This window comes from Streptomyces sp. NPDC090994 (assembly GCF_044768905.1).
GTDB lineage: Bacteria > Actinomycetota > Actinomycetes > Streptomycetales > Streptomycetaceae > Streptomyces.
The window spans coordinates 243,574-263,609 of record NZ_JBIVWS010000009.1; the positions used below are offsets into that span (position 1 = coordinate 243,574).

A 20,036-nucleotide genomic window follows, 5' to 3' on the forward strand; every position below is an offset into this window, starting at 1 on the left:
GCCCGTCGGCCGGACCGTCGTCGGCGTACAGGAACGCCGCCCCTGCCTCCGCGCACGTGGCCGCGGCCACGCCCCCACCCTCACCCCCGCGTCAACGACAGCAACTGCCTGGCCGGCCCCGTCGGCCGGTGCCCCGTCGGCCACACCGCCCGCAGGTCGCGGGCGAGGGAGACGTCCTCGACCGGGACCCGGACCAGGCGCCGCATCGCCAGTTCCTCGCCCAGGGCCAGTTCGCTGAGGACCGCCGGACCGGCGCCGCCGACCGCGGCAGCCTTCACCGCGGTGGTCGACGACAGCTCGATCAGCGGAGGGGCCAGTCCGCCCAGCGCGGCGTCCAGCACCTGCCGGGTACCCGACCCCTTCTCCCGCAGGATCAGCGGCGTCACGGCCAGCTCGCGGGCGGCCAGCGGACGGCGGCGGCGTGCCCAGGGGTGCCCCGGTGCGGTGACCACGATCAGCCGGTCGTGGGCGATGACCGCCGAGTCCAGCCCGGCCGGGACACTCACCCCCTCCACGAACCCCAGGTCGACCTCGCCGGCCAGCAGCCGCCGCGCCACCACCGAGGAGTTCCCGGCGAGCAGCGACACCGCCGTGTCCGGGCGCTGCGCGCGCAGCGCGACCAGCCAGCCGGGCAGCAGGTACTCCGCGATGGTCATGCTCGCCGCCACCCGCAGCCGCGAGTCCCGCCGGTCCCGCAGCGCCTGCGCCCCCGCGTCGAACGCCTCCGCCGCCTCCACGATCCGCCGCGCCCAGTCGGTGACCAGCGCGCCGGCGTCGGTGAGCCGGGAGCCGCGCGGCGACCGGTCCACCAGGGCGACGCCCAGCTGGCGCTCCATCGACCGGACGCGGCTGCTGGCCGCCGGCTGGCTGATGCCCAGCTCCCGCGCCGCCCCGCCGAGGCTGCCCAGCCGGGCCACCGCCAGCAGCAGTTCCAGGGCGCCCAGGTCCGGCACCCGGTGTGCCAGCAGCGCCGCGCGCGTCGGCCCGGACACGTCGCCGGAACCCTGATTCTCCGTACCGCTCATAACTCCAGCTTATGCCCTCATAGGAACATGCTCCCTGGTCAGCGCGGTCCCGCGGCACGACCGTGGGGACATGGTCACCGCAGTCCGCCCGCATCCCCGGCCCGTCGCGCCCGCTCCCCGGCTCCCGGCCCTGCGCCACCTCGGCCCCAACTGGTACGCCTGCGTCATGGGCACCGCCGTCGTCGCCTCCGCCGGGGCCGGGCTCCCCCGGCAGCCGCCGTGACTGCGCGCCGCCTGCGCCGCCGTCTGGGCGGTCTCCCTGTTCCTGCTGGTGGCCCTGCTCGCCGCTCGGGCCCTGCACTGGCGCCACCACTCCGACCAGGCCCGCGCCCACCTCCTCGACCCGGCGGCGGCCCCGTTCTACGGCTGCCTGGCGATGGCGCTGCTGTCGGTGGGCGGCGGCGCGCTGACCGTCGGCCGGGACTGGATCGGCGTACCGGCGGCGGTGGCGCTGGACGCCGTGCTGTTCACCGCCGGTACGGCCGTCGGGCTGGCGGCGGCCGTCGTCGTCCCGTACCTGATGGCCGTACGCCACGAGATCGCGCCGGGGCAGGCCGCCCCCGCGTGGCTGCTGCCGCTGGTCGCGCCGATGGTGTCGGCCGCGCTGGGGCCGGCGCTGGTGGCGCACCTGCCGGCCGGGCAGCCGCGCGAGACCCTGCTCCTGGGCTGTCTGGCGCTGTTCGGGGCGAGCTTGCTCGCGACCCTGCTGACGCTGCCGCTGGTTTTCGCCCGGCTGCTCACCGGCGACCCGCTGCCGCCCGCCCTGACCCCGACCCTGTTCCTGGTCCTGGGCCCGCTGGGCCAGTCCACCACCGCCGTCGGCAACTTCGCGGACGTCGCCCCCGGCGTCGTCCCCGCCTCCTGTGCCGAGGGCTTCACCGCACTGGCCGTCCTCTACGGCGTCCCGGTCATGGGCTTCGCCCTGCTGTGGCTGGCCCTGGCCGTGGCGCACGTGGTCCGGGCCCGGCGGCACGGCCTGCGGTTCTCGATGACGTGGTGGTCGTTCACCTTCCCGGTCGGCACCTGCGTCACCGGCGCCACGGCGCTTGCCCGGCACACCGGTCTCGCCGTCTACGAGGGTCTCGCCCTGCTCCTGTACGGGGTCCTGGTCGCCGCCTGGGCCGTGGCGGCCGTGGGGACGGCGCGCGGGGCGGCCGGCGGCAGGCTGCTCGCGGCGCCCCGGTGACACCACCGCGGCACCGCCACGGGCGCCGGGCCGCTCACCGGCGCGACCGGCCCCGTACCGCCTCGATGTGCTCCGCGACCGCCACGACCAGCAGCCGGGTGTCGGGGACCGTGGCCCGCCAGCGGTGCCGGACCCCTCCGGTGAGGTACAGCGTGTCGCCGCGGCCCAGCCGGTAGGCGCGGCCCTCCGCCTCGATCTCGACGGCGCCCTCGGCGACGTACATCAACTGGTCGTTGCGGTACTGCAGTTCCCGGCCGGCGTCGTGGTCGCCGGTGAACTCCGAGGCGTGCATCTGGTGGTGTCCGCGCACCAGCGAGCGCACCCGGGGCCCGGACTCCGGCTCCCCGTCCTCGGCCCGGACCACGTCCACGCTGCACGCCGGGTCGGCGGCGGCGAGCAGTTCCACGGCGGTGGTGCGCAGCGCGTCGGCGACCTTCTCCAGGGAGGCGGTGCTGGGCCGGGCCCGGTCGTTCTCGATCTGGCTGAGGAAGGGCACCGACAGGCCGCTGCGCTCGGCCACGACGGCGAGAGTGAGGTCCAGCGCGCGGCGCCGCCGCCGGACGGCCGCGCCCACCCGAAGGGGCTGCTCTTTGTGGTCGCCCATCGCTCCGGCTCCCTCCTTCACCCGTCGCGTCCATCGTGCCGCCCCGGTGCCGTTTCCCGGGCGCGGTCCCTTTGATGAGTTCTCTGCACCCTACGCATGTTCGGCAAACCGTTTCATGCGGCCGTCACATCGATGTCACGTCCGGGTGGCAGGGACCCATCGGTTCGCGCCAGGAACCGGGTCCCCGGTACGCGCCGCTCTCCCCGTCCTGCCGGCGGGGTTCCGCCCCGTATCCCCCGCCCCGGACCCGGCCGGGGGTGCGGCTCGGGCGGTCGTGCAGCTCTCCGTGGTTGTCCGAATCCTTACCGTGTCACCGCCCCGGGGTCCGGGACGGCCGGAAGGGGCGGGCCGCCCGCGCCGGTCGGCGCGTGGGCGGCCCGCCCCTTCCGGTGGCGGTCGCGGTGGCGGTTACGCGGCGGTCATCCGCTCCGCGACCTCGGGGTTCTCCTTGATCCAGGCGGCCACCGCTTCCTCCTCGTGGCCCTGGCCCCGGTCCTTGATCTCGCTCTCCAGGCTGCCGAGCTCGTCCTCGCTCATCCTGAAGTTCTTGATCCACTCCGTGAGCTGCGGGTACTGCTCGGGGAACTCCTTGCTGGCGATCGTGTGGATCGTGTTGTTCTCGCCCCAGAGCTTCTTCGGGTCCTTGAGCTTGGTCAGCTCGTAGTCGCTGTACGCCCAGTGCGGCGACCACAGGACGACCGCGACGGGCTCCTCCTTCGCGATGGCCCGCTTCAGCTCGGCCAGCATCGCCGGGGTGGAGCCGTCGACGACCTCGTACTCGTCGTCCAGTCCGTAGCCGGGCAGGACGTCGTTCTTGAGCAGGTTCATCTCACCGGTGCCCGGCTCGATGCCGATGATCTTCCCGTCGAAGAGGTCGGCCTTGCCCTTGAGGTCCGCCATGGACTCGACGTCCTTCACGTAACTGGGCACCGCGACCTCCAGCGAGGTCGGTTCGTACCAGGTGCCCAGGTCGGTGAGGTCGTCCTTGCTCTTCTCCCAGAAGTTGGCCTGGGCGTGCGGCAGCCACGCGTCGAAGTTGAGGTCCAGGTCACCGGAGGCCAGACCGGTGTAGACCGGGCCGACGTCCATCTGCTTGGTGTTGATCTGGTACCCGCGCTTCTCCAGGACGTTCTTCCAGAGGTACGTGATGGCCACGTCCTCCTCCCACGGGAACCAGGCCACGTCCAGCGCGCGCTCGGCCTCCGCCGGGGTGGAGCCGGCGCCGGACGCGACCGGGGCCAGCTCGTCGACCAGGCCGGGGTTGTCCTTCAGCCAGGTCTTCACGGCGTCCTGCTGCTTGCCCTTGCCGGACTTGTTGATCTCGGCTTCGAGGCTGGTGAGCTGGTCCTCCGTCAGCTTGAAGTCCTTCAGCCACCCGGCGACCGTCGGGTCGTCGCCGGCGAAGCCCTTGCGGGAGAGCGTGTGCACGCCGTCGCCCTGGCCCCAGGCGCCCTTCGGGTCCTTCAGCTTCTTGAGGTCGTAGTCGTTGTACGCCCAGTGCGGCGACCACAGCGGAACCACGATCGGCTCCTTCTTGCTGATGGCCCGCTTCAGCTCGGCCAGCATCGCCGGGGTGGAGCTGTCGACGACCTTGTACTCCTTGTCCAGGCCGTACGCCTTGAGGACCGTGCTCTTCAGCATGGCCGTCTCACCGGCGCTGGACTCGATGCCGGTGATCTCTCCGCCGAAGAGGTCGCCCTTGCCCTTGAGGTCGGCGAGGGTGTCGATGTCCTCCATGTACGCCGGGACGGTCAGCTCCAGCGACGTCTTGTCGTACCAGGCGCCGAGGTCGTCGAGCTTGCTGCCGTACTTCTTCCAGTACTGCGCGTGGGTGGTCGGCAGCCAGGCGTTGGTGACGATGTCGATGTCGCCCTGCGCGAGGGAGGTGTAGAGCGGCCCGGCGTCGAACTGCTGGGCCTCCACCTGGTAGCCGCGCTCCTCCAGGATCTCCTTCCACAGGAAGGTGGAGGCGACGCCCTCGTCCCAGGGGACGTAGCCGAGGGTGACCTTCTTGCCCTGGCCGACGTTCTTGCCGTCCGCCACGGCCTCGGAGTCGCCGGAGCCGCCGAACATGCCCATGCCGCCGGCCACCAGGGCCAGGATCACGACGCCGACGACGGCGACCTGCGGGCGGGGCCGGTAGGACCAGATCTTCAGGCCGTGCAGCGCGCGGGCCCGGGCGGCGGCGCGCCGGCCCAGCGGGGAGACCTGGGTGCCCAGGGCGCTGGTCATGCGGTCGAGGTAGATCGCCAGGATCACGATGGCGACCCCGGCCTCGGAGCCGAGGCCGACGTTGAGCTGGCCGATGGCCTCGTTGACGTCGCCGCCGAGGCCGCCGGTGCCGACCATGCCGGCGATCGCGGCCATCGACAGCCCCAGCATGATGACCTGGTTGACGCCCGCCATCACCGTCGGCAGGGCGAGGGGGAGCTGGACGCGCAGCAGGGTGTTGCGGGGGGTGGTGCCGAACGCCTCGGCCGCCTCGACCAGTTCCTTGTCGACCTGCCGGATGCCCAGCTCGGTCATGCGCACGCCGGGGGCGAGCGCGAAGATCAGGGTGGCGACGATGCCCGCGGAGGCGCCGGTGCCGAAGAACAGGATCGCCGGGATGAGGTAGATCATCGCGGGCAGCGTCTGCATGAAGTCGAGGACCGGCCGCACGACCGCGCTGACCCGGTCCGAGCGGGCCGCCCAGATGCCCACGGGCACGGCGACGACCAGCGCGATGATGGTGGCGACGAGCACCAGCGACAGGGTGATCATCGCGTTCTCCCACAGTTCGAGGGAGTCGATGAACGCGAACCCGACGAACGTGAGGACACCGGCGAGCGTGCCGCGCAGCCAGAACGCGATCACCGCGAAGATTCCGGCGAGCAGCAGCGGCTCGGGCGCCTGGAGAACAGCGTCGATGCCGTCGTAGGTGCCGGTGAAGACGGTCTTGAAGAAGTCGAAGAGCCAGGCCACGTGGTCGAGCAGCCAGTCGACCGCGTCGTTGACCCAGGTACCGAGCGGGATCCTAGGCACTGGCCATCACCTTCTCGCCGCCCTTGTCCCGCGGGGAGTCGCAGACCCCGGGGTCGGCCTCCTCGTCCCCGAGGAAGCCGATGAGGCGCTGCCGCGGCACGACGCCGACGAGCACTCCGTCGCCGTTCAGCACGGCCACCGGGTGCGGCACCCGCGCGCTGATCGCGCACAGGTCGGTGAACGGCGTGTCGGGCGTGGCGGTCTCGCAGCCGCAGTCGGCCTCGTCGCCGCGCGTCTCCGTCTCCATGACCGCGCCGGCGGTGAGCACCCGGGAACGGTCGACGTCCTGGGTGAAGGAGGCGACGTAGTCGTTGGCGGGGCGGATGAGGATGTCCTGCGCGGTGCCGATCTGCACGATGCGGCCGTCGCGCATCACGGCGATGCGGTCGCCCAGGCGCATGGCCTCGTTGAGGTCGTGGGTGATGAAGACGATGGTCTTCTTCAGCGTCTTCTGGAGTTCGAGGAGCTGGTCCTGCATGTCGCGCCGGATCAGCGGGTCCAGGGCGCTGAAGGACTCGTCCATCAGCAGCAGGTCGGCGTCGGTGGCGAGCGCGCGGGCCAGGCCCACGCGCTGCTGCATACCGCCGGACAGCTCGTCGGGCCAGGACTTCTCCCAGCCGGCCAGGCCGCACAGGGCGAGCGCCTCGTCGGCGCGGCGTTCGCGCTCGGCGCGGGGCACGCCCTGCACTTCCAGACCGTAGGCGGCGTTGTCGCGGACACTGCGGTGCGGGAAGAGCGCGAAGTGCTGGAAGACCATGCTGATCTTCTTGGAGCGGACCTCGCGCAGCCTCTTGTCGCCCAGCTCCGTCAGGTCGTCGCCGCCGAAGCGGACGTGTCCGCCGGTCGGCTCCAGCAGACCGTTGAGCATGCGCAGCAGCGTGGACTTGCCGGACCCGGACAGGCCCATGACGACGAAGATCTCGCCCGGTTCGACGGTGAAGGACGCGTCGATGACGGCTGCCGTGGTGCCGTCGGCGCGCAGTTCCTCCCGTTCCGCTCCCTGGCGCAGTCGTTCGACTGCCTGGTCGGGTTTTCTGCCGAACACCTTGTAAAGGTGCTCGGCCTCAAGCCTGGCTGACACGCTTACCTCTTGCCTCGGGGACAGGGACGGAATCCGAAGACTGGCTAACAGTTGCTTTTTTCAACCAGCTTGGGTTCGGCTGCGCACCTGCCCTGATCCTTATCGGCCAAACACAAGTGTGATCTGCTTCACTTCCAGGGCGCGGGTCCGTCACGGTGCGTACACCCTCGGTCCCTCCGGGGCGGCCTCCGCGTGCTCCCGCCCGGCCCTGCGGCATGATGCGGTGCGTGACCGGACGACTCATGCTCCTCGACACCGCCTCCCTCTACTTCCGGGCCTACTTCGGCGTCCCGGACTCCGTCAAGGCCCCCGACGGTTCGCCGGTGAACGCCGTGCGCGGACTGCTCGACTTCATCGACCGGCTGGTGAAGGACCACCGGCCGGATCATCTGGTGGCCTGCATGGACGCCGACTGGCGCCCGGCGTGGCGGGTGGAGCTGATTCCCTCCTACAAGGCCCACCGCGTCGCCGCCGAGCGCCCGGCGGGACCGGACGTGGAGGAGGTGCCCGACACGCTCTCCCCGCAGGTCCCGGTGATCGAGGCCGTGCTCGACGCCCTCGGCATCGCCCGCGTCGGCGTCCCGGAGTACGAGGCGGACGACGTGATCGGCACCTACACCGCCCGGGCCGACGGCCCGGTCGACATCGTCACCGGCGACCGGGACCTCTACCAGCTCGTCGACGACGCCCGCGGCGTGCGCGTGCTGTACCCGCTCAAGGGCGTCGGCACCCTCCAGCTCACCGACGAGGCGCTGCTGCGCGAGAAGTACGGCGTCGACGGCCGCGGTTACGCCGATCTGGCCCTGCTGCGCGGCGACCCGAGCGACGGCCTGCCCGGGGTGCCCGGCGTGGGCGAGAAGACCGCGGCCAAGCTGCTCGCCCAGTTCGGCGACCTGGCCGGCATCCTCGCCGCGGTCGACGACCCCGGCGCCAAGCTCACCCCCGCCCAGCGCAGGCGGCTCGACGAGGCCCGGCCGTATCTCGCGGTGGCCCCGAAGGTGGTCCGGGTCGCGGACGACGTCCCGCTGCCCGACGTCCCCACCGCGCTGCCGCACGGCCCCCGCGACCCGCGGGTCCTGGACGAACTGGCGGCCCGCTGGGGCCTGGGCGGATCACTGCAGCGGCTCCTGACCACGCTCGGCTCCTGACCACGCTCGGCGCCTGACCGCGCCCAGTCGCGCCGAGCACCCGGGCCACCGCGGGTTCCGGACGGAGCAGCAGGGACACCCGGGGACTCATGGACCTCTCTCCATGAGGTGTCGAACAGGGGAGGGATGCTAACTTAGGCAAACCTAACTATGCTTTGGGAGGCCGTCATGGCAGACCGTCCGGCGCGCAAGCCGCGGAAGCCGCACTCGGCACAGGTCGTCCGCACGGAGCGGCTGACCCCGCACATGCAGCGGGTGGTGCTCGGCGGCGAGGGGCTCGCCGAGTTCTCCGCGGACACCTGCACCGATCACTACGTCAAACTGCTCTTCCCGTCCGGCGGCGCGACCTACCCCGAGCCGTTCGACATGGAGCGGATCCGCGCGGAGTTCCCCCGCGAGCAGTGGCCGGTCACCCGTACCTACACGGTGCGGCACTGGGACGCCACCCTGCGGGAGCTGACCGTGGACTTCGTCATCCACGGCGACGAGGGGCTGGCCGGGCCCTGGGCGCGCGACGTCCAGCCCGGCGAGACCATCCTCTTCATGGGCCCCGGCGGCGCCTACGCCCCCGACCCCGCCGCCGACTGGCACCTGCTGGCCGGTGACGAGAGCGCGCTGCCCGCGATCGCCCGCTCGCTGGAGGCCCTGCCGGACGGTGCGCGTGCCTTCGCCTTCGTGGAGGTCGCCGGTCCGGAGGAGGAGCAGAAGATCGACTCCGACGTGGAGGTGGTCTGGCTGCACCGCGGGGACCGGCCCGTCGGCGAGGCGCTCGTCGAAGCCGTCCGCGCGCTGGAGTTCCCCGCTGGCCGGGTGCACGCGTTCGTGCACGGCGAGGCGGGCTGCGTGAAGGAACTGCGCAAACTGCTGCGGGTCGAGCAGCAGCTCCCCCGCGAGGACCTGTCCATCTCCGGCTACTGGCGGCTCGGCCACAACGAGGACGGCTGGCAGTCCTCCAAGCGGGAGTGGAACGCGCAGGTCGAGGCGGAGCAGGAGGGCGGCTCCCCGGCATCGGCGGCGTGACGTCCACGGCGACCACGGCGGCTCGGGGCGCTTGCCGACGCTTGCTGCCGTCCGTGCTGCCGCCTGCGTCCGTAGTCCTGACGACGTCCGTAGTGCCGTGGACGCCGGTCGGTGTCCGTCGGCCGACGCATGTCGGCGCTGGGCCCGTCGGCCTGTGCCTGGGCCCGTCGGCGCTTGTCGGCGCCCGTCGGCGCCTGGTCCGGCTCCGTCGGCGCTTGTCGGCCCGCTCGTCGACGCCCCTCGGCGTTCGCCTGGGCCCGTCGGCAGTAGTCCGCACCCACCCGCACCCCGCACACCCGGTCGGCTCGGTCACCGCCCGGAAGCCACGCACAGGCCGCGCACCGGCCGCTCAGTCACCGCTCAGCCGGGCGTGCAGATGCATGTCGTGCCAGCCGTCCGCGTGCCGCAGCGCGCTGCGCTTGACCCCCTCCAGCACGAACCCGGCCCGTTCCGCGACCCGGCAGGACGCCGTGTTGGCGACGGCGTGGGTCAGCTGGAGGCGGTGCAGACCGACCTCGTCGAAGGCCCAGCGGGCGAGCGCTTCCGTGGCCCGCGCGGCGACTCCCCGTCCACGGGCCGCCGCCACGGTCCAGTACGCCACTTCGGCCACACCGTCGCCGAGCAGCACATCGCGCAGGGCCACCCGGCCGAGCAGCCGGCCACTGGCCGCGTCGGCGACCGCCCACTGCGCGTTCCGCTCCCCGGCCCAGGCCGCCTGCCACTCGGCTATCCAGCCCCGCACCTCGTCCACGGAGTCGGCGGCCCGGATGTGCCACTGGTGCATCAACGGGTCCTGGAACGCCTCGAAGACCGCCGGCGCGTCCCCCTCCCGCCAGGGACGCAACAGGAGACCGTCGCCGCTGACGATCGTGGGCTGGACGGTACGGGCCAGGGTGCCGGCAGGCAGAACCGGTGGCGTCAGATAGGGCATGATCCGCATCCTCCCAGGCGTACCCGCCACGGAACAGCGCTTCTCCGCTGCCTCTGTCCACCCCTCGCTTGCCTCTGTCCACCCTTCGCTCCCGCCGCCTCCTACCCTTGCTGACGATGAGACGCCGCACCCCTCCCCCGCCCTCCCCGCTCCCCCAGCGCGACGGGATCGACCCGGTGCGGCTGCGGCTGCCCGCCGAGGGATCATGGGCCACGGTCCGCGACCACCTCGTCGAACGCCTCTCCGGCGCGGCCCCCGGCCTCGTCGCCGAGATGTTCGACGCGGGCCTGGTCGTCGGCGCCGACGGACGGCCGGTGACGGCCGACGCCCCGTACCGGCCGGGCATGTACGTGTGGTTCCACCGCCGGCTCTCCCCTGAGGTACCGGTCCCCTTCCCCCTCCTCGTCCACTACCGCGACGAGCACATCGTGGTCGCCGACAAGCCGCACTTCCTGGCCACCACCCCTCGCGGCAGTCACGTCGCCGAGACCGCCCTGGCCCGCCTGCGCCGGGAACTGGACGTCCCGACGCTCACCGCCGCCCACCGCCTGGACCGCCTCACCGCCGGACTGGTGCTGTTCACCGTGCGCCCCGAGGAACGCGGCGCCTACCAGACCCTGTTCCGCGACCGGCGGGTCCGCAAGACGTACGAGGCCGTGGCCCCGTACGCCCCCGCACTCGCCCTCCCCCGGACCGTACGGAGCCGGATCGTGAAGGAACGCGGGGTGCTGACCGCCCGGGAGACCGAGGGCGAGCCGAACGCGGTCAGCCACATCGAACTGATCGCCCGGCACCCGGAAACGGGGACCGAAACGGGGACGGAAACGGAGACCGGAACGGGGACCGGTACGGCGGCAGCCACAGCCCTGGCCCGCTACCGCCTCACCCCCACCACCGGCCAGACCCACCAGCTACGGGTCCACATGACCGCGCTCGGCGTCCCGATCCTCGGCGACCCGCTCTACCCCGAGGTGACCGCTCCCGTCCCGGCGGACGACTTCCGGCGCCCACTGCAACTGCTCGCCCGCGAGCTGGCCTTCACCGACCCGCTCACCGGACGGGAGCACCACTTCCGCAGCTCCCGCGCCCTCACCGCCTGGACCTCCTACCAGGACTGGGCCGCCGGTCAGTAACCACGCCACCAGCGCACGAAGCGCTGCCACGCGCCGTGGGGACGCGCCGGCTCCACCGACGATGCCGACGTGTCCGAGGCGTCCGGCGCGGTCCGGCCGGCGGCCGACGGAGCCGGCCGGGTCACCACGGGCGAGGCCCCCGACTCGCCCACCTGCCGGGGCAGCGGCGCGCCCACGTGCCAGGGGGCCCGCTGCGGCGGGACCGGGGCGTGACTGGGTGCCTGCGTCACGTCCTGCGGCGGCTTGGGCTCGAACCGCACCGGCAGCTCCATCAGATGCCGTGACGCGATCGAGGACCGCCAGCGCAGTTCGTCCTCGTCGCAGTCGAGCTGGACGTCCGGCAGCCGCATCAGCAGGGCGTCGACGCCGGAGTCGGCGATGGCACGGCCGATGTCCTGGCCGGGACACTCGTGCGGGCCGCCGCCGAAGGCGAGGTGGGAGCGGTTGCCCTGCATGTTGGCGGACAGGTCGGGCCGGACGCGCGGGTCCACGTTGCCCGGCGCGATACCGAGCAGCAGGCCGTCGCCGGCCCGGATCCGCTGGCCACCCAGCTCCGTCTCCTGCTTGGCGAAGTAGGCGAAGATCGTGCTGAACGGCGGCTCGTCCCACAGGGACTGCTCGACCGCCTCGGGCACCGTCATCTGGCCGCCGCTGAGCTGGGCACGGAATCCCGGGTCGGTGAGGACCACGCGCAGCACGTTGGAGATCAGGTTGGCCGTGTTCTCGTAGGCGGCGAAGAGGATCAGCCGCAGGTGTTCCCTGACCTCGTCGTCGGTGAGGTTCGCCGGGTGGTTGATCAGGTGGGTGGCGAAGTCCTCGCCGGGCTCGGCGCGGCGGCGCTCGGTGAGGCGGCGCAGTACCTCCACGACGTGTTCGTGACTGGCGATCGCCGTGTCGGTGCCCTTGAGGGCGTCCCGGGCGGCCTCCACCAGCCGGTCGTCGTACTCGTCCGCCATACCGAGCAGCTCGCACATCACCGCCATCGGCAGGTGTTCGGCGAACTGGCCGACCAGGTCGGCCCGGCCCTCCTCGCAGAAGCGGTTGACCAGCCGCTGGGTGTGGCGCCTGATGTGGCGGCGCAGGCTGCGGTAGTCGATCGTGGACATGGCCGCGGAGACGGCACCGCGCAGCCGCTTGTGCTCGTCGCCTTCGACATGCGAGGCGATGGGCTGCCAGGCGATGTGCGGCATGAGGGGGTGGTCGGGCTTGACCATGCCCTCCTTCAGCGGGGTCCAGATCCGGCTGTCCCGGCAGAACTGGGCCGGCGTGCTCACCATGTGCAGGTTCTCGGAGTGCCCGAGGACCACCCACACGGGCACGTCGTCGTGGATCAGCGCGGGCGCCACCGGCCCGTGCTGCTCCCGCAGTTGTTCGTACAGCTCGTCCAGGTCCTCGGCCTCGTGAAGCCGGTGCAGCCCGCCGGGTCCCAGCCCGTGCGCGGGGCAGCCGGGGGGTGGTCCGGGCGTGGGGCCGCCCGTTCCGGTCAGGGAGTGGGTTTCGAACGTCACAGTGGTCGCTCCGGAGCTGATGGTCAGTCGGATGTCTGGGGTGGACGGCGGACGGCGGTCAGGTGAGCGTCCCCGTCATGGCGAGGGAATGCAGGAAGCGCATCAGGGTCATCAGGACGTCCCGGCTGGAGGCTCTGCGGCGCACGTCGCACTCCATGATCGGGATCTCCTCGGACAGGTCGAGGGCCGTGCGCAGCTCGGCCAGCGGGTAACGGGGCGCGTCCGGGAAGGAGTTGACGGCGACCACGAACGGCACACCGCGCTCCTCCAGCCGCCCCATGACGTCGAAGCTGACCTCCAGCCGTCGGGTGTCCACCAGCACGACCGCGCCCAGCGCGCCCTCGAACAGTCCGTTCCACAGGAACCAGAACCGCTCCTGGCCGGGGGTGCCGAAGAGGTAGAGCACCAACTGGTCGGTGATGCTGATCCGGCCGAAGTCCATCGCGACGGTGGTCGCCGTCTTGGACGGGGACCCGTAGTTGTCGTCGACCCCGATGCCGGCCTGGGTCATGGTCTCTTCGGTGGTCAGCGGTCTGATCTCGCTGACCGATCCGACCATGGTGGTCTTGCCGACGCCGAAGCCTCCCACGATGACGATCTTCACGGCGGCCTCGGCCGTGTGCGGCAGCCGGTCCTCCGTCCGGGGGCCGGGAATGGTGTCAGAGTTTTTGAAGTCCATGCATCACCGCTTCGAGGAGGGACCGGTCGGCGACCTTCTGCCGGACGATCGGGGCGCGGGCCTGTACCAGTTCCGCTGCCAGCATCTCGGTGAGCAGTACGGTCACCACGCTGAACGGCAGGCTCAGGTAGGCCGAGAGTTCCGCCACGGACAGGGGCGCGACGCACAACCGGAGCAGGGCGGCCTGTTCGGGCGTCGCCGACGCCGGCGGTTCGGTGCGCGCCACGATCAGGGTCACCAGGTCTATGTCCGCGCGCTCGCCGCCCCCGTCACCGCCGATGACGAACAGCCGCTCGGGGTTGCCCGTGACGTTCCCCGTGGCGGGTGCGCCGCCCTCCGCGGGAGGCCGGGCGGACGGCTCTTGCGCGGGAAATCGCCTCTGGCGCTGGGGAGGAGTCATACGGTCTGCCCGTTGCGCCGTGCGGGACTGGTCAGATGGGGGCCAATGCGGGCGACCAGGTCCTGCATGCGGTTGCTCATCCGGCCGGGCTCGCAGGTGACGTCGGAGAGCACCGCCAGGTAGGCGTTGGGTCCGGCGGCCATGAGGTAGAAGTAGCCGCCGTTGATCTCGATGACCACCAGCTTCATCCGGCCGTCGCTGTCCGGGATCTCGTGGGCCACCGCGCCGGCCAGGCTCTGCAGTCCCGCGCAGGCGGCGGCCACCCGGTCGGCGGCGTCCGGGTCACCGGAGTAGCGGGCGATGCGCAGTCCGTCGGCGGAGAGCACCACGATCATCTCGATGCCCGGGACACCGTCGTAGAGATCCCTGAGCATCCAGTCGAACTTGCCTTGCTGCTCGATCACTTGAGGTCTCCCTCGTCGTCGGCCGGGGCGTGGGCCGGCTCATGGGGCGGCTGGGTGAACGCGTCGGGGTCCGGGGCGCTCTTGAGGCCCTCCCAGAAGGCCTCGACCCACTGCCCCGGCAGTGGCTCCTCGTCCGGCTTCTGCTCCGGCTCCGGCTCGGGGGTGGTCCAGCGGGCGTTGCGGGCGCGCTCGGCGGCCTCGCGGGCCTCGCGCTCGGCCTCGGCCCGCTCGAAGGCGGCCTGCTCGGCGAGGCGCTGGCTGAGCGGCATTTTCACCCGGCTGCGGCGCTGCGGCAGACCGCCCGCCGTCCACTCGGTGACCTCCGGGACATCGTCCTCCAGGGAGACCGTGGCCGGGATGCGCGGGCTGGTGGGGCGGCGCTTCTTGGGCTTGCGGTTGGGGCCGGGGAGCGCGTCCGGGCCGGGCAGCGGGATCGAGGTCGCGCCAATGCCGTGGGCGAGTCCGACACCGGGCTCGGTGGTCATCATGTTGCTCGGCACGACCAGGATGGCGCGGACGCCGCCGTAGGCGGAAGCACGCAGCGAGACCTGCATGTCGTACGTCGTGCACAGGCGGCCGACGACCGACAGGCCGAGGCGCGGGTTGCCCCCGAGGTCCTGGAGGTCGGTGCCGCGCTTGGCGGCCTCCAGCATGCCCTCGATGCGCAGCCGGGACTCCTCGCTGAGGTTGACGCCGGCGTCCTCGATCTCGATGCAGACGCCGGTCTGCACCTCGGTCGCGGTGACGTTGACCTTGGTGTTCGGCGGCGAGTAGCGGGTGGCGTTGTCGAGCAGTTCCGCGGCGGCGTGGATGACCGGCTCGACCGCGGTGCCCTTGATGTTGACCTTGGCGATGGAGGCCAGGTGGATGCGGCGGTACTCCAGGATCCGGGACATGGCGCCGCGCAGCACGCTGTAGAGCGCGACCGGCTGGGGCCACTGGCGTCCGGGCCGGCCGCCGCCGAGGACGGAGATGGAGTCGGCGAGGCGCCCGATCAGCGCGGTGCCGTGGTCGATGCGCAGGAGGTCGTCGAAGACCTCGGGGTTGCGGCCGTGGTCCTCCTCCATCTCCCGTAGTTCCTTGTTCTGCTGGTGGACGATGGCCTGGACGCGCCGGGCGACGTCGACGAAGGAGCGCGCGGCGGAGTCCCGCAGGGCCTCCTCGTGGTCGATGATCTCGACCACCGTGCGGATCAGCTTCCGCTGCGGCTCGTGCAGGTCGGCGTAGGACGGGTCGAGGTCGCCGAGGTGGAGCATGACCTCGCGCGGGGTGTTCCCGCGCCGCATGTAGTGGAGCGCGGCCGGGAGGACCTCGTCGACGAGGCGGGCCATCTCCTCGTCGTGGCCGGCGATCCGCCGTTCCAGATACGCGGTGTGACGGGCGTGCTCGGCGCGCAGGACGCGCAAGGTGCGGCCTCGGCGGACCGCTTCGGCGCCCGTCATGATCACCAGGAAGGTGGCCAGGCCACCACACAGGGCGACCGCGGTCCGGGCCGGCTCCGTCACCATGGCGACGGCGGCCCCGGTCGCCGCGGCCATCAGTATGGCGGGCAGCAACAGGACGCGCGCGTAGGGAAGTTCGCGGTGACCGGGAGGGGATTCAACACTCACCATGTAGGCCCTCTGAAAAGCGAATCGGCGGGGATGGGGAAACGTGCAGGGGGGTATGTCATGGAGTGGTCGGTTACTTCGACATTTTTGGAACAAACGCGCTAATACACCTCAACTCGGCGCGCTGCGGGCGAGCTTAGTCCGAGCGGATCAACGCCGTGTCACATTCGGCAAGCACCTGAAACGGGCACCGAGGTAGGAGTAGCCTCGGTTCCATTTGCACACTACGGAGCCGTTCGAACACGTAAAGTATCGACGCACGGGCGTGCGATTGTCACTCACCGTAACGAGTGAACCGATGGGTCGGAAGATGACGAAGGCGCCCGAGCGAAACGCTCGGGCGCCCAGAGGGTCCGTACCGCGGGCGCCTACCCCACCGACGAGTAGGCGACCACTCCGCGCAGCAGTCCCTCGACCGCCCGGCGCGCGTTCTTCGGCACGGTGGAACCGTCGGCGGGCGCGGCGGCGGCGATCTGGCCGAGGACGTCGATGACCTGCTTGCACCAGCGCACGAAGTCGCCGGCCGGCATCTCCGCCTCGCGCAGCACCTCGTCGAGCCCCTTGCCGGACGCCCACATGTACGCCGCCCAGGCGAAGCCGAGATCCGGCTCGCGCTGGCCGACCCCCTCGGTCTGGCTGATCCGGAACTCCTCCTCCAGGGCGTCGAGCCGGCCCCAGATGCGGACCGTCTCGCCGAGCGCGGCCTTCGCCTTCCCCGAGGGCACCTTGGGTGCCATCGCGTCGTCGGCGGCCCGGGACTCGAACACCAGGGCGGAGACACAGGCGGCCAGCTCGGCCGGTCCGAGGCCCTCCCAGACGCCTTCCCGCAGGCACTCACTGGCCAGCAGGTCCAGCTCTCCGTAGAGCCGCGCGAGCCGCTTGCCGTGCTCGGTGACCTCGTCGCCGCGCAGGTAGTCCAGCTCGGTCAGCAGCGCGACGATCCGGTCGAAGGTGCGGGCGATGGTGTTGGTACGCCCCTCGATCCGGTGCTCCAGCTGCGAGGTGTCGCGCCGCAGCCGGTGGTAGCGCTCCGCCCAGCGGGCGTGGTCCTCGCGGTCGTCGCAGCCGTGGCAGGGGTGGGCGCGGATCGCCTTGCGCAGCCGGGCGATCTCCCGGTCGTCGGCCGCCTGGGACCGCTTCTTGCGGGCCCGCTCCGGCGGGATGTGCCCCGCCTTGGTACGCAGCGCGGACGCCAGGTCCCGGCGGGACTGGGGCGAGCGCGGGTTGAACGACTTGGGGATCCGCATCCGCTCCAGCGCTTCCACGGGCACCGGGAAGTCCATCGACGCCAGCCGCTTGACCTGCCGCTCGGCGGTCAGCACCAGCGGGCGCGGCCCGTCGTGGTGCTCGAAGCCGCGGTGCCCGTTGGACCGCCCGGCGGGCAGCCCGGGGTCCAGCACCAGGGCCAGGCCGGCGTACTTCCCGGTGGGTACGTGGATGACGTCACCGGGCTTGAGCTTCTCCAGCGCGACCGCGGCCTCGGCACGCCGCTGCGCCACGCCCTGCCGGGCCAGCTCGGTCTCCCGGTCCTTCAGCTCGCGGCGCAGCCGCGCGTACTCCTCGAAGTCGCCGAGGTGGCAGGTCATGGAGGCCTTGTAGCCCTCCAGCCCCTCCTCGTTGCGCTGCACCTGACGGGAGATGCCGACGACCGACTTGTCGGCCTGGAACTGGGCGAAGGAGGTCTCCAGCAGCTCCCGCGAGCGGTGCCGGCCGAACTGCTCGACCAGGTTGACCGCCATGTTGTACGACGGCTTGAAGCTGGAGCGCAGCGGGTACGTGCGGGTGCCCGCCAGCCCCGCGAGGTGCTCCGGGTTCATGCCGCGCTGCCACAGCACCACGGCGTGGCCCTCGACGTCGATGCCGCGCCGGCCTGCCCGGCCGGTGAGCTGGGTGAACTCACCGGGGGTGATGTCGGCGTGCTGTTCGCCGTTCCACTTGACGAGCTTCTCCAGCACCACCGAGCGGGCGGGCATGTTGATCCCGAGGGCGAGGGTCTCGGTGGCGAAGACGGCCTTGACCAGCCCGCGTACGAACAGTTCCTCCACGACCTCCTTGAAGGTCGGCAGCATGCCCGCGTGGTGGGCGGCGATACCGCGCTCCAGGCCCTCCAGCCACTCGTAGTACCCCAGGACGTGCAGGTCCTCGGCGGGGATGGAGGCGGTGCGCTCCTCGACCAGGGCGCGCACCTGCTCCCGCGCCTCCTCGTCGTTGAGCCGCAGTCCGGCGTACAGGCACTGCTGGACGGCGGACTCGCAGCCGGCGCGGCTGAAGATGAAGGTGATCGCGGGCAGCAGCCCCTCGCTGTCCAGCCGCTCGATGACCTCCGGCCGGCCCGGTGTCCAGATCCGGGAACGCTGTCTGCGCTCCCGCTCCCGGTCCGCCTCGCGCATGTGCCGGCCGCGCCTGCGGTCCTGGTAGGACGGCCTGCTGGCCTCCATGCGCGCCATGCGCGTCAGGTCCGGGTTGACGGCCCGCTTGTGGCCCTCGGCCTCCTCGAACAGGTCGTACATCCGGCGTCCGGCCAGCACGTGCTGGAACAGCGGCACGGGCCGGTGCTCGGAGACGATCACCTCGGTGGAGCCGCGGACGGTGTCGAGCCAGTCGCCGAACTCCTCGGCGTTGGACACCGTCGCCGACAGTGAGACGAGCGTCACCGATTCGGGGAGGTGGATGATCACTTCCTCCCAGACGGCGCCGCGGAAGCGGTCGGAGAGGTAGTGCACCTCGTCCATGACCACGTAGCCGAGGCCGGTGAGGGTCTGGGAGCCCGCGTACAGCATGTTCCGCAGCACCTCGGTGGTCATCACGACCACCGGGGCTCCCGAGTTCACGCTGTTGTCGCCGGTGAGCAGGCCCACCTGGTCCGTGCCGTAGCGGCGGCACAGATCGGCGTACTTCTGGTTCGACAGCGCCTTGATGGGTGTCGTGTAGAAGCACTTCCTGCCCTGTTCCAGGGCGAGGTGGACGGCGAACTCGCCGACGATCGTCTTGCCCGAGCCGGTGGGCGCGGCCACCAGTACGCCCTTGCCCGCCTCCAGCGCCTGGCAGGCCTCTATCTGGAAGGGGTCGAGGCCGAAGTCGTACATCTCGCGGAAGGAGGCGAGCGCCGTGGCCTGCTCGACGGCGCGCCTACGGGCCGCCGCGTACCGCTCGGCCGGTGAGAGGTCCTCTGTCATCGTGCTTTCGAGCGTACCGGGCCGCACCGACAACAGGACGATCATTATCCGGATCGGAGTCCGGCGGACCGGGGCCCTACCGGTTCACGGCCCCGCCAGGGTGGCCGCGCCCGGTCCGGGCGCGGCGCGGTCCCTGGCTCACGTCACGTCGTCGTACCCGTTGACCCGGTCCGTGCGGGACTGCTCGGGCAGGGCGGGGCTGGTCGTCACGGGCTCGATCTCGCCGATGTCCTCGGGGGTGAGGTCGAGGTCGGAGGCCTCGTCGTCGGCGGGTCCCAGCGCGTCGCGCCTGCGACGGCGGCGGTCGTTCAGCAGCGAGAAGACGACGGCCGCGAAGTACAGCACCCAGATCGGCCCGGCCAGCATGAGCATGGTCAGCGGGTCGGTGCTCGGTGTGGCGAGGGCCGCGAAGAGGGTGATGCCCATGATCATCGCGCGCCACCAGCCGAGCATGCGCTTACCGGTGAGCGCGCCCGTCAGATTGAGGAAGACCAGGAGCAGCGGCAGCTCGAAGGAGAGGCCGAAGACGAGCACCATGCGCAGGACGAGGTCGAGCAGGTCGTCCAGCGGCAGCAGGTTGGTCGTGCTGCTCGGGGTGAAGTCGAGCAGCACCTCCGCCGTGGTGGGGAGGACGTTGTACGCGAAGTAGGCGCCGCCGAGGAAGAGCGGGGCACCGGTGCCGACGAAGGCGTAGGCGTACTTCTTCTCGTGCCGGTGCAGCCCGGGAGCGACGAAGGCCCACAGCTGGTACAGCCAGACCGGGGAGGCCAGCACGACGCCGGCCATCAGCGACACCTTCAGCGCCAGGGTGAAGGGGGTGAGCAGACCGTTGATGGTGATCTGCGCGCACGGCTTGTCCGACGTCGACTTCGCCAGCTGCTCGAACGACTGGTCGCAGCCGACCGAATCGAGGATCGGCCGGGTGAGGAGATTGATGATGTCGTTGTAGAAGAAGGCGGCGACGACGGTGACGGCGACGATCGCCAGCAGTGCCTTCGCGAGCCGGTTGCGGAGCTCACGCAGGTGCTCCGCGAGGGGCATCCGCCCCTCGGGATCCCTCTCCTGTTTGCGGGCAGACTTCAGCAACCCACGTTCCCATCTCGTGCG

The 20,036-nt window shown here is 71.6% G+C and carries 17 protein-coding genes; 5 read left to right on the plus strand and 12 right to left on the minus strand.

Annotated features, from left to right (window positions below):
- Positions 1-80: 80 nt before the first annotated feature.
- Positions 81-1,025 (minus strand): LysR family transcriptional regulator, encoded by a 945-nt coding sequence (locus tag ACIQR3_RS21090; RefSeq protein WP_403541002.1) that lies wholly within the window; start codon positions 1,023-1,025, stop codon positions 81-83.
- 70 nt (positions 1,026-1,095) lie between these two features.
- Here ACIQR3_RS21090 and ACIQR3_RS21095 point away from each other — a divergent pair, with 70 nt between their 5' ends.
- Positions 1,096-1,248, plus strand: a complete 153-nt coding sequence (locus ACIQR3_RS21095; protein WP_403541004.1) for a hypothetical protein — start codon at positions 1,096-1,098, stop codon at positions 1,246-1,248.
- Entirely contained in the window at positions 1,249-2,211 is a 963-nt protein-coding gene (locus ACIQR3_RS21100; protein ID WP_403541065.1) for a C4-dicarboxylate ABC transporter, read from the plus strand.
- 34 nt (positions 2,212-2,245) lie between these two features.
- Here ACIQR3_RS21100 and ACIQR3_RS21105 read toward each other — a convergent pair whose 3' ends face one another.
- The 3 genes from ACIQR3_RS21105 to ACIQR3_RS21115 all read right to left on the minus strand — a co-directional run bounded on the left by ACIQR3_RS21105 (position 2,246) and on the right by ACIQR3_RS21115 (position 6,920).
- Positions 2,246-2,815, minus strand: coding sequence for a helix-turn-helix domain-containing protein (locus ACIQR3_RS21105; RefSeq protein ID WP_215170784.1), 570 nt, complete (start codon positions 2,813-2,815; stop codon positions 2,246-2,248).
- A 408-nt stretch (positions 2,816-3,223) separates the two neighbouring features.
- Positions 3,224-5,839: an ABC transporter permease/substrate binding protein gene (locus tag ACIQR3_RS21110; protein WP_403541007.1), complete on the minus strand. Its 2,616-nt coding sequence runs from the start codon at positions 5,837-5,839 to the stop codon at positions 3,224-3,226.
- Positions 5,832-6,920 (minus strand): glycine betaine/L-proline ABC transporter ATP-binding protein, encoded by a 1,089-nt coding sequence (locus ACIQR3_RS21115; protein ID WP_403541008.1) that lies wholly within the window; start codon positions 6,918-6,920, stop codon positions 5,832-5,834. The genes ACIQR3_RS21110 and ACIQR3_RS21115 overlap by 8 nt, the downstream gene beginning before the upstream one ends.
- Before the next feature lie 218 nt (positions 6,921-7,138).
- Here ACIQR3_RS21115 and ACIQR3_RS21120 point away from each other — a divergent pair, with 218 nt between their 5' ends.
- Both ACIQR3_RS21120 and ACIQR3_RS21125 read left to right on the plus strand, forming a co-directional pair.
- Positions 7,139-8,068 carry a 5'-3' exonuclease H3TH domain-containing protein gene (locus tag ACIQR3_RS21120; RefSeq protein WP_403541068.1) on the plus strand — a complete coding sequence of 310 codons (930 nt, stop codon included), beginning with the start codon at positions 7,139-7,141 and terminating at the stop codon, positions 8,066-8,068.
- 168 nt (positions 8,069-8,236) lie between these two features.
- Positions 8,237-9,088, plus strand: a complete 852-nt coding sequence (locus ACIQR3_RS21125) for a siderophore-interacting protein (protein ID WP_403541010.1) — start codon at positions 8,237-8,239, stop codon at positions 9,086-9,088.
- Positions 9,089-9,437: 349 nt separating this feature from the next.
- Here ACIQR3_RS21125 and ACIQR3_RS21130 read toward each other — a convergent pair whose 3' ends face one another.
- The gene (locus ACIQR3_RS21130) at positions 9,438-10,019 is read right to left on the minus strand and encodes a GNAT family N-acetyltransferase (RefSeq protein ID WP_403541013.1); all 582 of its coding nucleotides are present in this window, start codon (positions 10,017-10,019) and stop codon (positions 9,438-9,440) included.
- A 116-nt stretch (positions 10,020-10,135) separates the two neighbouring features.
- Between ACIQR3_RS21130 and ACIQR3_RS21135 the strand changes: the two genes are divergently transcribed.
- Positions 10,136-11,152: an RluA family pseudouridine synthase gene (locus tag ACIQR3_RS21135; protein WP_403541014.1), complete on the plus strand. Its 1,017-nt coding sequence runs from the start codon at positions 10,136-10,138 to the stop codon at positions 11,150-11,152.
- Here ACIQR3_RS21135 and ACIQR3_RS21140 read toward each other — a convergent pair.
- The 7 genes from ACIQR3_RS21140 to tatC form a co-directional block, all read right to left on the minus strand.
- Positions 11,146-12,660 (minus strand): cytochrome P450, encoded by a 1,515-nt coding sequence (locus ACIQR3_RS21140; RefSeq protein WP_403541017.1) that lies wholly within the window; start codon positions 12,658-12,660, stop codon positions 11,146-11,148. The two genes, ACIQR3_RS21135 and ACIQR3_RS21140, sit on opposite strands and share 7 nt — an antisense overlap.
- 58 nt (positions 12,661-12,718) lie before the next feature.
- Positions 12,719-13,339 (minus strand): GTP-binding protein, encoded by a 621-nt coding sequence (locus ACIQR3_RS21145; protein WP_403541019.1) that lies wholly within the window; start codon positions 13,337-13,339, stop codon positions 12,719-12,721.
- On the minus strand, positions 13,320-13,739 hold the full coding sequence (locus ACIQR3_RS21150) for a DUF742 domain-containing protein (protein WP_403541020.1): 420 nt from the start codon (positions 13,737-13,739) through the stop codon (positions 13,320-13,322). The genes ACIQR3_RS21145 and ACIQR3_RS21150 overlap by 20 nt, the downstream gene beginning before the upstream one ends.
- Positions 13,736-14,113 carry a roadblock/LC7 domain-containing protein gene (locus ACIQR3_RS21155; protein ID WP_251075789.1) on the minus strand — a complete coding sequence of 126 codons (378 nt, stop codon included), beginning with the start codon at positions 14,111-14,113 and terminating at the stop codon, positions 13,736-13,738. Before ACIQR3_RS21155 ends, ACIQR3_RS21150 begins: the two co-directional genes overlap by 4 nt.
- 26 nt (positions 14,114-14,139) lie before the next feature.
- A complete protein-coding gene (locus ACIQR3_RS21160; protein ID WP_403541022.1) occupies positions 14,140-15,756 on the minus strand; it encodes a sensor histidine kinase in 1,617 nt (538 codons plus the stop codon).
- A gap of 365 nt (positions 15,757-16,121) precedes the next feature.
- Positions 16,122-18,974, minus strand: a complete 2,853-nt coding sequence (locus tag ACIQR3_RS21165) for a DEAD/DEAH box helicase (protein ID WP_403541024.1) — start codon at positions 18,972-18,974, stop codon at positions 16,122-16,124.
- A 93-nt stretch (positions 18,975-19,067) separates the two neighbouring features.
- Complete coding sequence (tatC, locus tag ACIQR3_RS21170) at positions 19,068-20,015, minus strand: twin-arginine translocase subunit TatC (RefSeq protein WP_403541027.1); 948 nt, start codon at positions 20,013-20,015, stop codon at positions 19,068-19,070.
- Between the last annotated feature and the right edge of the window lie 21 nt (positions 20,016-20,036).